This window comes from Microcoleus sp. D2_18a_D3, from assembly GCF_036702455.1.
Lineage (GTDB): Bacteria > Cyanobacteriota > Cyanobacteriia > Cyanobacteriales > Microcoleaceae > Microcoleus.
Genome location: NZ_JAUBTK010000071.1, coordinates 26864 through 41476 on the forward strand (window position 1 = coordinate 26864; position 14613 = coordinate 41476).

The 14613-nt window shown below is 44.0% G+C and carries 9 protein-coding genes; 1 reads left to right on the forward strand and 8 read right to left on the reverse strand.

Annotated elements, in window-relative coordinates:
• Positions 1-216: 216 nt before the first annotated feature.
• The 7 genes from QUB06_RS25875 to QUB06_RS34795 form a co-directional block, all read right to left on the reverse strand.
• Positions 217-2124, reverse strand: coding sequence for a PAS domain S-box protein (locus tag QUB06_RS25875; protein ID WP_333437721.1), 1908 nt, complete (start codon positions 2122-2124; stop codon positions 217-219).
• Positions 2125-4065 (reverse strand): response regulator, encoded by a 1941-nt coding sequence (locus QUB06_RS25880; protein ID WP_333437722.1) that lies wholly within the window; start codon positions 4063-4065, stop codon positions 2125-2127.
• Positions 4066-4142: 77 nt separating this feature from the next.
• Complete coding sequence (locus tag QUB06_RS25885) at positions 4143-4361, reverse strand: hypothetical protein (protein ID WP_333437723.1); 219 nt, start codon at positions 4359-4361, stop codon at positions 4143-4145.
• A complete protein-coding gene (locus QUB06_RS25890) occupies positions 4355-7513 on the reverse strand; it encodes a PAS domain S-box protein (RefSeq protein WP_333437724.1) in 3159 nt (1052 codons plus the stop codon). Before QUB06_RS25890 ends, QUB06_RS25885 begins: the two co-directional genes overlap by 7 nt.
• Positions 7510-7908: a response regulator gene (locus QUB06_RS25895; protein WP_333437725.1), complete on the reverse strand. Its 399-nt coding sequence runs from the start codon at positions 7906-7908 to the stop codon at positions 7510-7512. Before QUB06_RS25895 ends, QUB06_RS25890 begins: the two co-directional genes overlap by 4 nt.
• 60 nt (positions 7909-7968) lie before the next feature.
• Positions 7969-10512 (reverse strand): CBS domain-containing protein, encoded by a 2544-nt coding sequence (locus QUB06_RS25900; protein ID WP_333437726.1) that lies wholly within the window; start codon positions 10510-10512, stop codon positions 7969-7971.
• A 161-nt stretch (positions 10513-10673) separates the two neighbouring features.
• Positions 10674-10961: an ATP-binding protein gene (locus tag QUB06_RS34795; protein ID WP_445251424.1), complete on the reverse strand. Its 288-nt coding sequence runs from the start codon at positions 10959-10961 to the stop codon at positions 10674-10676.
• 1678 nt (positions 10962-12639) lie between these two features.
• Here QUB06_RS34795 and sds point away from each other — a divergent pair.
• A complete protein-coding gene (sds, locus tag QUB06_RS25905) occupies positions 12640-13611 on the forward strand; it encodes a solanesyl diphosphate synthase (RefSeq protein WP_333214464.1) in 972 nt (323 codons plus the stop codon).
• A 99-nt stretch (positions 13612-13710) separates the two neighbouring features.
• On the opposite strand, the gene QUB06_RS25910 is transcribed toward sds, so the two are convergent.
• Complete coding sequence (locus tag QUB06_RS25910) at positions 13711-14175, reverse strand: hypothetical protein (RefSeq protein ID WP_333437727.1); 465 nt, start codon at positions 14173-14175, stop codon at positions 13711-13713.
• Positions 14176-14613 lie beyond the last annotated feature (438 nt).

The window sequence follows — 14613 nt, forward strand, 5'->3', positions numbered from 1 at the left end:
CCCCGGATTTACAGCGTATTCCAAATTTATAAAGTACACCCCAGAAACCGGGTTGCTTTAGAGTTCTCGCATCATTACTGATTCTGTTCAAGAAACCCGGTTTTTTGTAGTACATCTACATGGAATATGCTGTATCAGTGAGGTCGCTTTCTTCAAATCTAAAATCTAAAATCTAAAATCTAAAATCGATTGACTGCTTCAGGCGGGCTGCTGACTTCATTTTGGTAGAGGAATAGAAAAATAAAAAGTCGAGCCTCGATTGGGTTGTGATTCTACCCAAAGGCTGCCGCCGTGTCGATCGACAATTCTTTGACAAATCGCTAAACCGATACCAGTTCCCGAATACTGTTTTTGGGTGTGCAAGCGCTGAAAAATCTGAAAAATTCGCGAATGGTACTGTTCGGCAATCCCAATACCGTTGTCCTGCACAGAAAACACCCAGCTATCCCCCTGACGCGAAGCGTCCACCTGCACCACCGGCGCTTCACTGCTGCGGTACTTAATGGCGTTACCAATTAAATTTTGAAACAGTTGCAGCAGTTGACAACAGTCACCTTTTACCCTTGGCAAATTCCCCCTAGTAACTGAAGCTTGATTTTCGCGGATAGCCAACTGCAAATTAGCACAAGCATCCTCAAAAACCCGATTGCAATCTATCATCTCAAAAGGTTTCTGACTGAGGCCGACCCGCGAATACTCAAGCAAGTCATCAATCAGCGCCTGCATCCGCTCGCAAGAATTAACAATATTGCGGATAAATTTATTTCCTTGGGCATCAAGTTGGTTGGGAAAGCGTTTTTCTAATAGTTGAGCGTAGCCAGAAATCGTGCTCAAAGGCGCTTGCAAATCGTGAGAAGCCACGTAGGCAAACTGTTCTAGTTCGGCATTAGAACGAGTTAATTCTTGAGCGTAGCGGGTTTGAGTGTCTAAACTCGCTTGCAGCAGTTCTTGTACCAGCTTGCGTTCGGAAATATCTTCGATCGCACAAATCAAATACTGCAGTGTCCCCTTGACATCGCGCATTGCCGAAACAGTAACATTCGCCCAGCGCACAGCTTCATCTTTGCATAGCAAACGCTTTTCCACAGAAAAAGTTTGAATCTTCCCGGATAACAGCGAGCGCAGGTATTCTCTGTCGGCTTCTCTGTCATCTGGGTGAGTAATTGCCTCCCAATTTTGCTGTAACAATTCGGATTGTGCATAGCGGACAATTTGACAAAAGCCAGGATTTACCCGCATAAATTGACCGCAGAGCGCGGTTTTAGCTATGCCGACTGCCGCTTGCTCGAATATCGCGCGGAAGCGTTCTTCGCTGTCTCGTAGGGCAATTTCTGCTCGTTTGCGCTCGGTGATGTTGCGAAATGTTACTGCCAGACCATCGTTTAATTTGACCGCCACAATGTGCAGCCAAACAATTGTATCTCGCTCCTGTTCGTAATAAAATTCTTGGTCTACAGTTTCTCCGGTTTCTACTACAGAAACATACAAATCAAATAACCCCTTATTGCTAACTTTGGAAACTTGGGCTAACAAATTCTTGCCAACTATGTCATTGAATAGCAGACCATAAAATTTTTCAGCAGCCGGGTTGATCAAGAGCCACTGGAAATCTACAATATTTCCCTCACTGTTGCGGACTGCAGAATAAGCCACCACACAGTCTAATGAACTATTTAATATGCTAGCAAGCAGCGACTGTGACTGTTGCAGTTGATAATTTTGTTCTTTTAATTGCTGTTGCAGTTTTTGCAAGCGGACTTGCTTGTCGATGCGTGCTAAAACTTCTTCTACTTGAAATGGTTTAGTAATATAGTCAGCGCCTCCTACTCGAAAAGCTTGTAATTTATCGTTCATTTCATCTAATACGCTTAAAAAAATTACCGGAATTTGTTCGGTTTTCGGTGTCGCTTTCAGTCTCCGACAAACTTCATAACCGTTCATTTCCGGCATTCTAATGTCGAGCAAAATTAAATCCGGGCAATGGGCGATCGCCACATTCAACGCCAGTTGACCGGAAATAGCTCGGTAAACTTGATACCCCTGGGATGTTAGCAGTTTGGATAAGAACCGCAGATTGCTCGGTTGGTCATCAACCACCAATACTTTAATTTCGCTATTATCCATTTATTTTAAACTCGATTGAGTTAAATCCATTATCTTGTCGAGTCGGTAATCGGCAAGCAAATCTTTTAAAGCCTCAGCTAAAGTTGGATGACTTTCCCAGATGCGATCGACAATTTCAATCGCCAGCTCTTCATTAACATCATTAGCTGCGTCGTAGAGTTCCTGCACCCAGCTTTGAGGCATCTGAGCCAGCAGCCCTCCGAAAAATGAATCGGGTTTTTCGCTCACACAATAACGCCGTAAAGCGCCGACTGGGAGGCGGGGCAACTCTTGATAAAGATAGCGCACTCCCAAGTAGCAAGCCATCTTATCAAAGAGGGTTTGTTCTTGAAAAGGTTTCCGCACAAAATCGTCGCAACCTGCGGCGAGAATTTCGCCTTTTCTTTCCTCAAAAGTGCTCGCAGTCAGAGCAATAATTACAGTTCGCCACTGAGTTTGTTTCTCTTTCGCTCTAATTTGTCGGACAGCTTCAAAACCGTCCATTACTGGCATTCGCGTATCCAGCCAAATTAAATGAGGCTGCCAACTTTCCCAAAGTTCAACAGCTTGGTAGCCATTTTCCGCTTCTCGGACTTCAAAACCAATTGGTTGCAACATTTTAACCAGCAGCAGCCGATTATCTTGATTGTCGTCAACTGCTAAAATCCGATAAATTGGTTGATCTGCTTCTAGTGCGATCACCCGCTGCAATTTCCCCACTGTTATTTCAGACGAAATAGCGGGAAATACTCGGATATTAAATTTAAAACTGGTTCCCTCACCTAAAACACTTTTTACCCAAATATCCCCGCCCATTATCTGCACGTATTTTTTAGTAATTGTCAAACCCAACCCCGTACCATCAGCCGCTTTTCTCCCCGCTTGTGTTTGTACGAAAGCATCAAATAAAGTATCAATTTCTGCTGTTGCTATGCCAATTCCCGTGTCTTCAACTTCAAACAAAATTAACAATGGTTCGACCGACGTATAGTTAGGATAACTTTCCGATTCTGCAGGCTGCTGCTGGTTGTTGTCCACGCTCACGCGCAGCCAAATACGGCCGCCGTCGTGAGTAAATTTCATGGCATTTCCCAGCAGGTTAATTAAGCAGACGCGCAGCTTTTTTTCGTCAGTTTTTATATATTGGGGAACATTAGCCTCGACGGAAAATCTCAGTTGCATTTTTTTTGTTTCAGCTTTGATTTGAAACATTTCTTCGAGAGTGTCGAGGAGTTGATAAAGGTCTAAGCTGCGTTCATCTAAGCCAATTATCCCTGCTTCTATTTTCGACAAGTCTAAAACATCGTTAATTAGTTCCAGCAAATGTTGACCGCTGCGGTTAATAATTCGGAGATTTTCGAGATTTTCCTGGCTGAGCAAAGAGTCGCGGCTCATGACTTGGGTAAAACCCAAGATGGCGTTCAGGGGAGTGCGTAATTCGTGGCTCATGTTGGCAACGAATTGACTTTTTGCGAGCGATGCAGCGGCGGCGGCTTCTTCGGCTTTTTTGCGTTCTATTATTTCTTCTTGCAGTTCTTTATTGCGAGCAATTAATTGTTTTTTCAGTCTTTGGATCGTCAGTTGGTGTTCGATTCGCGCTAAAACTTCTGCTACATGAAACGGTTTTGTGACATAATCTACCCCTCCCACTTGAAATGCGGTTAATTTGTCCAATACTTCATCTAAAGCGCTGATAAAAATAACTGGAATTTCTGATGTTTGCGGATCTGCCTTGAGGTGTATGCAGACTTCGTAGCCGTCCATTTCCGGCATTTTGATGTCGAGCAAAATCAAATCGGGAGAACCAGAGCGCGCGGCTCTGATTGCCATTTTGCCGCTAATTACGCCGCGGACTTTGTAGCCCCGATCGGACAGCGTTGCTGATAAAACTTGCAAATTTTCTGGAGTATCGTCAACAATTAATATGTTGTCTTTATTTTCTTCTATTTGATTTTGGGTCATCGAGCGCTATTTTTGGTTAATTTAAGAATTATTGAAATTAGGAAAACAGGTTAAATACTCATTATAGCACTCCCCCCTCAATCAACTGCTTGGATATTTACAGAACTTATCGTAGTTGAGAGTTGAGATGTGAGATTAAAGAATTGGGAATGACTGATGATTACCAGGGTGTGGAGATTGGCTACAAGTAAATTAGCCGATCGCCCGCAGGCGAGTTTACAAATAGGCGATCGACCTACATCATCCATAATCCTGAACGTTGCCCTATTATCCCTTCTTCTTTCATCCTTCAACAATTTCTAAACTCCTCAATCAAATCGATAATCCGATCGCACCGGAAGTTATTCGCCAAATCGGCGATCGCGCTGCGGAAACTAGCATTAATAGGAGGAATCAACAACAACAGTCGAAAAATCTCCTCGTTATCCACCGCATCCGCCGCAGAATACAATTCATCAACCCATTCAGCAGGCATAGCTTCCAAAAATGAAGTATTGAGCGTAAAAGCCAAATCAGCCGTTTCAGTTGCCGTGGAAACCTCGGCGGACACCGCAGCATCAGAACTTAGCGAAGCTTCTCGATCGTAAACATAGCGGACTCCCAGATGCTTAGCCATTTTTTCCAGAATCACTTGCTCCCGAAAAGGCTTCGCTACAAAATCATCGCAACCAGCAGACAAAATCAGCGATCGCTCTTCATCAAAAGCACTTGCAGTCAGAGCAATAATCACCGTTGCTTGACCTTTCAAATGCGCTTTAATCTGTTTAGTAGCTTCGTAACCGTCCATCACCGGCATCCGCATATCCATCCAAATCAAATGAGGTTCCCAACTCGACCACATTTCCACAGCTTGAACGCCATTTTCAGCGTCCCGCACCGCAAAGCCAAGGGATGTCAGCATTCTGACCAACAGCAAGCGGCTTTCCAGGCGATCGTCAACAGCTAAAATCCGGTATTCTGGCTGTCCGGGTTCGAGACCCACCACTCGGCGAGCTGTTTGAGCCACCTGAATTTCCACTGCATTAGGGAGCGAAACTTTAACATCAAATCTAAAAATACTGCCGCGGCCGAGGGTGCTTGTTACCGTCATCTTCCCTCCCATTAACTGAACGAACTGCTTGCTGATGGGCAAGCCTAAACCGCTTCCTTCTTGAGCTTTTTTCCCGCTTTCTGTTTGCGCGAAAGGTTTAAACAAATTCTCCATTTCTTCCGCAGAAATTCCTGAACCAGTGTCTTCCACTTCAAATAGCAAACAGCAACTGTCACTTGGTGGTCTATCTCCATGAATTTTAGTTTTTAACAACTCATGTTTGATTCTCAAATTAACACCACCTTCACCCGTAAACTTAATAGCATTGCCGACTACATTTATCAATACTTGTCGCAACTTGCTTTCGTCGGTTTCTATATATTGAGGTAGATCGGGTGGGCAATCAAAAATTAACTGCAACCCTTTTTTTTCGGCTTGCAGTTTCAGCATATTTTCAGTATTTTTTAGCATTTTGTGTAAGTCGAAGGTGCTGTTATTAAGTGTCACCAGCCCGACTTCAATTTTTGACATTTGCAGAATATTGTTGATCAGAACGAGCAAATGTTCCCCGCTCTGGGTAATAATTCCTAAGTATTGCTGTTGGTCGGCACCGAGGTCTGGGTCGCGGGCTAGCAGTTGGCTGAAACCGAGAATTGCGTTGAGGGGAGTTCGCAACTCGTGGCTCATATTCGAGAGAAATTCGCTTTTTGCCCTGTTCGCTCTGTCGGCTTCTTCTTTGGCTTTTTGCAGGACTATTTCAGCTTGTTTGCGTTCGGTAATATCGCTAGCAGTTCCTGTTGTGCCGATGATGTTTCCTTCAGCGTCCATGCGCGCGATCGCCTTGGTATTTACATCAATTTTTCGACCGTCTTTTCCTAATACTATATTTTCGTACTGAAACACAGTTTTTCCCGTCAGCAAGCGCTGCTGAAGTTCCCATTTCCAGTCTATTTCTCCTGGGGCCAAGAAATCGCTAAAAGAACAGCCGAGCATTTCTTCAGGCTCGTAACCGTATATTTGTTTCACTGCTTGGTTCACAAAAGTAATGTGCCCTTCAGCATTGCAAGACCAGATAATATCTTGGGAAGTTTCCACTAAATGACGGTATTTTTCTTCGCTCTCTGCTAGGGCTATTTCTGCCAGCTTGCGTGGGGTAATGTCCATCAAAGTTGTGAATAGTTTTGTCACTTGCCCTTGTTGGTTGACCACTACTTCTCCTCTGGCTTCGATGTAGCGGAGGAAGCCGGATTCACTTATTTGTGACGGGGAATTATCCGCAGCAATTTTCGGTTCCGGCCGCAGAATTCGATATTCCAAACTGTAAGATTGCCCGCTAGCAATAGCAGTGTCGATCGTTGTTTGCCACTTTTGTCGATCGTCGGGATGCACGTATTGCGAAAACTCAGTCAGTGTGGGCGCAGGCTGGGTTGGATCGAACCCAAAAATCCGAGATAACTCTTCCGACCAAGTAGTTGTGTTGGCCGATAAATCGCATTCCCAATTACCGACACTGGCGATTCTTTGCGCTGCTGCTAAAGAAGCCGCTATAGCTCGGAGTTTTTCTTCCGCTAATTTGCGATCGCTAATATCTTGAATCACAGAAATTACGCAGGTTTCGCCATGAATGTCAATGATTTCTGCTGACAGTAGCCCGGTTCTGACTTCCCCTGTTTTAGTGCGAAAATCAAATTCGTAGTTGAGAATAATTTGTTTTTCATCTAACATTTTAAACAACTCGGCGCGCGCTTGTATATTTTCCCAAAGATTCAACTCAAGCGCCGTGCGATCGAGAATTTCGGCCGCCGAATAACCGATTGTCTGGCAAAAAGCCTCATTAACTTCTAAATAACGACCGTCATTAAATCGGGTAATAGTAATTGGGTTGGGAGAAGAACGAAAAGCTTTAGCAAACTTTTCCTCAGACAAGCGCAGTTGTGCAGTCCGCTCCTCCACTAAAGTTTCCAATTCTTGATTCAGCTTTTGGAGTTGAGCATTTTGTTCCGCTAATTGCTTCTCCCTAAAATAGCTGTTGAGCGCTTCTTTTACCGTCAACCTCAAATCTTCCGACTGCCAAGGTTTCGATATGTATCGGTACAATTTAGCATATTTAATAGTATTCGCCACTGCTTCGAGGTCTGCTTGCCCCGTCAGCATAATTTTGATAGTTTTTGGGGAAATTCGGTGAATCTGCTTCAGCAATTCGTCCCCTTTGATATTCGGCATCAGATAGTCAGAAATTACTGCTACGATTTCGCAGCCCTCTGCCAGTAATTCCTCGATTAACTCTAAAGCATCTTCGCCGCCTTCAGCGGTTTCTAATAAGTGTTCTTCCCCCAGGGTTTTTTTTAACTCAATTTTCAAACTTTCCAGAATTATCGGTTCGTCATCCACACAAATAATCACAGGTTTATTGTTCATATTTTTGTCAAACCAGATTTTATTGTTTCTACTAATTCTTTGCGCTCCCACGGCTTGTACAAACAACGGTGCAAGTTTGCTTGCTCTTTCACCCGTGCTATTGCTACTTCGTCGGCTTGCCCGGTCAGCATGACTTTCACAATTTTAGGATATTTTTGGTGAACCAAAATCAAAAATTCATCTCCTTTAATCCCTGGCATTAACCAGTCAGATACTATGACCAAAATATCACTTTCATCTTCATTTTGAATTTCCTCCATAATTTCCAGAGCTTCATCTGCATTTTCTGCTACTTCATAGAGGTAAGCATCCCCAAATTCTTTTTTAAGTTGAATTTTTAAACTATTTAAGACCACAACTTCATCGTCAACGCACAAAATTACTGGTTTCGGCATAAAATTTTACTTCTATTAAATTTTAAAACGGGGTGCATTTACCTATTTTTTAAATTGCTATCAAGGAATTCCGACGGGCAAGGATATAGTAAATTTTGTTTGACCAGGCACGCTTTCTACTTGCAGTTCACCTTGGTGTTTTTCCAGAATTTTTTGAACTATATCTAATCCCAAACCACTGCCTTCCCCTGGAGGTTTAGTTGTAAAAAACGGCTCAAAAATTCTCGGCATAATCTCTGGGGGAATGCCGGGGCCACTGTCGGTAATACTGACTGATATTGCGTTCGCTTGGTGTTTGACATCAATTTTTAACACTCCTTTGTTGCCCATCGCTTGTAAAGCATTGTGAACTAAATTTGTCCAAACTTGACTGAGTTCATCAGGATAGCATAGCACAGAGGGCAAATTAGTACCATAGTTTCTGACTACTTCCACACCGTGTTTGATTTGGTAGTGGTAAAGGGTTAAAACAGTATCAATACCGTCGGTAATATTAGCGAGGGTCTTGGAACACGACTGGTCGTAACGAGAGTAGCTTTTCAAAGCAAAAACGATTTTGGCTGCCCTATCTGTGGCAGTAGCAATATTTTTAGTGCTTTTTTGTACCGTAGCAAATTGGTAGGCGGTTTGTACAATATTTCGACTTTGGCTGTCTTTCAACAAAGGTAAAAAAGGTTCCAAATTATTGCCGATGCCGATATCTAATAAAGTACAGGCAAGACTGGCGGCGTCGTCAATGTTTTCTGATTCTAATTGCCCCTGTAAAAGTTTTTTAAACTGACGTTTTTCTTTACTAGATAATGTATCTGTTTCTTGGCTGGAGTTGTGTAGCAAAGCAAAGAAATCCTGCCGCCGTTCCGGGGATAGTTGTTGAAAAAATATCGGCAACTGCTGCAATTGTTCCGTCCAGAAGTCGGCGATGTTCTGCACAGAAGAGCGAATAGCCCCTAAAGGAGAATTGATTTCATGAGCAACTCCGGCAATTAACTGTCCGAGGGCTGCCATTTTTTCTGATTGAATGAGTTCTTTTTGAGTCCGCTTCAGTTCTTCTAAGGTATGAGATAATTCTGCATTTTTTTGGCACAGCGCTGACTCGGCTATTTTGCGGGCGTTGATGTTGCGGGCAACCCAAATGACTGCATCTTTTGAGAACAGAGAAATGCAGGCGGAAAACCAAATTTCGCGGCCACAAACTGTTAAGCTGTAGTCAAAATTGAGAGTTTGTTGTGTTTCTAACACTTGCTGAACTAACACCCACCAATCATCCGGGTTGTCGTCGTCAAAAAAATGTTCTATGGTCAAGCTGACTATATCACAATCAGGCTCAGAAGCCGCTGCCACATTCGTTGGCAAAAGTTCTATGTTCCGCTGACTGTCTAGCACTAGAACGATGTCGGTCATCGCTTCAAAAACGGCGCGGACTTTCGTTTCCGAAAACTGCAATTTTTCTTCGAGCAATTTTCGACTGCTAATTTGTTGCTGCAATTCTTCGTTACTGGCCGCTAGTTGAACCGTGCGCTCTAGAACTCGCTGTTCGAGTTCGGTGTTGAGGCGGCGAACTTCCGCTTCAGCGGTGGTGCGGTCTTGTATTTCCTTTTTTAACTGACTGTTTGCCTTAATTAATTCTAAAGTTCGCTGTTTGATTTCTTCTTCCAAATTATCATTTAAAGTTCGCAATTTTTCCTCGACTTCTGTTCTCCGCAACGCTTCTTTTTGCAATTCCTCGTTCATTTTGTTCAACTCCTGAATTTTGTCGGCAACTGTTTCCTGCAAAAGCTCGACATTTGCGTGCATTTCTACCGGATCTAAGGCCTGCAGCAGGGTAATTTCAGTCACAATTCCGGCTAAATATCCTTCCTCGTCCACCACCACCAAGCGCCGGATGCGGTGCTGCTGCATTAACTGGTGAGCCTGCCACAAGGTGGCTTTTACCTGCAACGGTATCAGCGGAAAACTCATCGCGGCGGTGACGGGAGTGCTGGCGAAATCTAGTCCAGAAGCTTGGAATTTAACAATGTCGCGTTCTGTAATTATGCCCACAGGTTTCTGATTTTTGTTGTCGCTGTCAGTGCAAATGACTATGCAGCTTTTCCGCTGGGTTCTCATCTGTTTTGCGACTTCTAAAACTGAGGCGCTGCTTGAGGTAACTATTACTTCTGTAGTCATAATTTCTTCGGCGCGCCACATTTTCAGCAAGTCTGCCGGTTTGAGGATTTGACGGATGCTTTCGCAAGTGATAGCGCCTAGCAAGTTGCCACCTTCGTCTGTGAGGGGTAAATGACGGATTCTTTTCGATCGCAATATGCTCAATACCTTGAAGATATTCCCCGCTTTATCGAGGTTCAGAGCGATCGGGTTTTCAGTCATCACCTCAGAAATTGCCACCCCTGCTAGCGGTATTTCGCTAGCAGTTATTTTCACAACATCGCGCTCAGTAAAAATCCCGAGCAATTGCTGCTCAAACGCGATTAAAATGCAACTGGCATTCGCCTGAGTCATGGCAGCAATTGCGACTTTCAAGGGTGTGTCTGGAGGCAGCACCGGCGGTTTGGGGTCGATCGCCTGTTCTAGCAAGCTTTGGGTATCAGAAACTGTTGTTGACATGGGCAAATCAAGGGGGATAGATGCAGGCGGAACCGGCACTTAATAGCATTTTAGATTTCCGATTTTACAGTCGCGGTACGCTCACCGCAATCCAGGTGTGACATCGGTCTAGAGTTGCATTTTTATTAGTCGCGCATTGGTATGATTTTTAGTCGATCGCGCTAAACGGCGATCGGAATTGACACAATACACGTCCTTTGAGCGATAACTGATGTTACTTCTATTTTACCCGAATGTTTTTCCACACTTTTTTTAACAATCTCCAGTCCCAACCCGCTGCCTTCGTCGGCAGGTTTTCTGGTAAAGAACGGATCAAATATTCGGGGCCAAATTTCCGGGTAATTCAGTTGGCACTGACGAGCAGGCTCGGATTTTCTGCTCTCACTTCTACTTTTAAAACTCGGCAATTCTCTATCGCTTGTAAACCATTGTGCATCAGATTTACCCAAACTTGTTTGAGTTCGTCTGCCTCAGACAACAATTTAGGCAGTGGAGCTTGATAATTTCTGACAACTTCTACTCTCTGTTTTAGTTCTTTTAATCAAAACTTAATAGAGTTTTAAGGCTGTCAGTAATATTGGCAATTACTTTTCTTCCCTACAGTTAGAGCGAAAATATTTATTATTCATCAAAAATAACTTTTGCGGCTCTATGTGTAGCAGATGCTCTTTTTGGCAAGCTGTGAATAAATGGCAGAGACTATCTGCCTGACCGAAAGCATCCAGGATACAAGCCCCCGGATTCATTCCTTCGCAGACTCAGGACCCAGAAATAAAAAACCTGTATCCCATGAAACTTGCCCCCCGAATTTATCCGTGGGGTCAAGGCTTCAATCTAAAATCTAAAATCTAAAATCTAAAATCGATTGACTCAGCAAGTTAAGCACCCTTTGATGAAATATTTGATTGCAGTGCAAGTTTATGGATTCCTTCAGTTGAGCAAGCAGGTTGCTAGATTCATAAATTTCGCGTTTTATTTCTGTAAGTTCTTGATCTACCCAATAGGAATATTGAGATTTTTGACACAATAACCGACAACTTCAAACTCAGCGTTTTTGAGAGTAATTTAATAGCTTTCTCGGAACATTGGCCGGGTTTCCCTGAGATGAAACTTGCTGTGAGCGATACAAGCTGCTACTAAATATAATATTCTGCCTCAGAGGCTGTTGGCATTGAACATCGATAACTGTAGCTACGTGTTGCAGTAACTAGCTGCCCAGAAAATCACGATGCCCGCAAGTGTAAATAAATAACCCTGCCTTTGCGCGCAAGCATTCAAGGCAGGGTTATTATTGAGGATTCCGAATTCTCAACGGTGAAGCGAGGGCGCTGCTGCCGACTTCGGCTGCCCAGCAGTGCACTACTCGCCTAATCGAGTTATTTTAGCGCTGCGTTCGGCCAACATCAGCACTACATAAATAGTCATTACATAGCCGGCGGCCAGAATGGGAATAATTAGAGGAATATCGCGATAAATCATAATTAGAACCAAAAGTCAAGGACGAAGAGGAGGAGGACAAGTTCAAGACCTACTACATTAAGTCAGCACGCAAGACCATGCCTTGGTTCTGAAGGCTGTTTTTCCATATCAAGCCTGCGGGAACATTTAGGCGTTCCCGGTCATCAATAATGATTTACTGCTTTACAGATTCTTAGACAGCCTAAAAACATCCACTTTAGCTGCTTGGAGCTACCGTGCACATAAGATGCGCTACTCTTAACTTCTGAAAACTTTTAGTCGCGAGGAACTAAAAATCTGTCCCAGAAATTTTGGCTGCGATCGACTAACAAGGCTGGCTCTACGAAACTTTTACAGGCACCTAAAAGCTACCTGCCAGTCTGGCTGTACTTAATGTATAGAATTGTTTAAATCCTTAATACCCATAATAACACAGGGTTTCTGGGATTTAGAGATTTTTTGGCAGTGTCCTTAACAATTCGATACAATAGGGGCAACCCCTCTGGCAGCCGGCTACTCGCCTCTGGCAGGCGGGTGACTCCCATCGGGCGGCCGATGACAAATAACTGCCGATCGCCTAGATTTTTCTTTTCTATTGCAGAGAATTACCTTAAAATAAAGATATGATTTGTAAAATTTTGTTACTTTACGGCTTGAGTCGGCGTATCCATGATCTCTAGCACTCTCCTATTTTCCTCGGTTGAAGAAGACCTGCGACTGTTGACAGAAAACTTAAAACAGTTAGTGGGTGCCCGTCATCCCATCTTGTACGCGGCTGCAGAATACTTATTCGGCACAAAGGGAAAACGAGTGAGACCCGCAATCGTTCTGTTGATGGCCAAGGCGACTATGCCCGATCGGGAAATCACGGAAAAACACCGCCGCCTCGCTGAAATCACGGAAATGATCCACACAGCTAGTCTCGTGCACGACGACGTGGTGGACGAGTCGGATCTGCGGCGGGGAGTGCCGACGGTTCACAGTCGGTTTAACAACCGAGTGGCAGTATTGGCGGGAGATTTTCTGTTTGCTCAATCTTCCTGGCATTTAGCAAATCTCGACAACCTGCCAGTAGTCAAACTGCTTTCAGAAGTGATTATGGATTTAGCGGAGGGGGAAATTCAACAGGGACTCAATGGATTTGACACCAGCTTGTCGATCGAAGCGTACCTGGAAAAAAGTTATTACAAAACAGCGTCTTTAATTGCCAACAGTTCCAAAGCAGCGGGCTGTTTAAGCGAGGTTTCAGCGGAAATAGCAGACGATTTGTACAACTACGGTCGGAACATTGGTTTGGCCTTCCAAATAGTAGATGATATATTAGATTTCACCGCTTCCACGGAAACTTTGGGGAAACCTGCCGGCTCGGATCTCAGAAGCGGTAATCTGACAGCACCCGCACTATTTGCCCTAGAAGAAAAACCTTACTTGGAAGTTCTCATAGAACGCGAATTTGCCCAAGAAGGAGATATAGAGCAGGCCCTGGCACTTGTAGAAGATTCTAGAGGCATAGAGCGATCGCGAGAACTAGCCACAAATCACGCACAGAAAGCCGTCGAATACTTAGCTGCGCTGCCCCATTCAGAGTCCCGTCAAGCTTTGATTGATTTGGCTGAATACGTTTTGAGTAGGCTTTATTAGAGGTTAAAAAGTTACACTTTATTGGTAATGGGGAATTGGTAATGGGGAGTTCCCAATGCCTAATGCCCTGTTACCAATTAATAAGAGAAAATTGAGTTTTTAGGCAATATCCGACGGGGGAGCCGATCGATACTGTTGCAAGTAAACGTTAATTAAACTCTGTACTTGCTCGCGAGGGATTTCCGTCCCGACTTCCTGATTTCCGGGACTTTCAAAAAAAACAATGCTGTCAAGACCTTCCAGAGCTATCATCTGAAATAAAATGTGAGTGACAGGCAAAAGCAGCGGTCTGAGGCGATCGCCCCCAGCAGCCGCAGCCTGCGACGCATCTTTAATACTGCTCCAAGCATAAATCACCCTCTTCTCCCGTCCCGGTTGCTTGAGATTGCTCAAAACCACGATCGCCCAACTTTGGTCTACCGCTTGCAGGATCGAGTATTCGAGGTGCTGTAGCTGTTGGGCAATTAACACCAGGGCCGGGGCGATCGCCTTTAAGATTTGTGGCGTCGAACCGTCGGGCGGAGCTTTTTCGATCAATGCTTGAATCTGTTGGTCTAAATCCATCAGTCAGTTCTTTGATATCTAAAATTAAAAATTTCAGGTTAGCAGGTCCGCATCCAAGTATATATTACCCAGCACTGCCCGATTAAAGATAAGCTGACACCCATCTAAATTTAAGATTTTGCAGCCTAGAGTCCTTGTAGCGAGCATTTCGGCCAAAAAATTAAATGCCTAACAGCTTACACAATGTCATCCAAAAAGTCTAACCATAGGGTGCTGAGCGCTAGCGCTGTCAAGGTGTGTTAAATCTGAGCCCGATAAAAAGCCGAAAACGGCTATTTCACGTTCGGATTTTCAAACTTAAAGCAATAAAAACTGCTTGGGGGACCTTGGTTTCAAAATCAAAACGCCCAAAGTTAGGATCGCGAATTAAATAACTTACAATTTTAATTGTTATTGTGGGATGGGCGTCCCGCCCGTCCAAAAAGGACGGGCGGGACG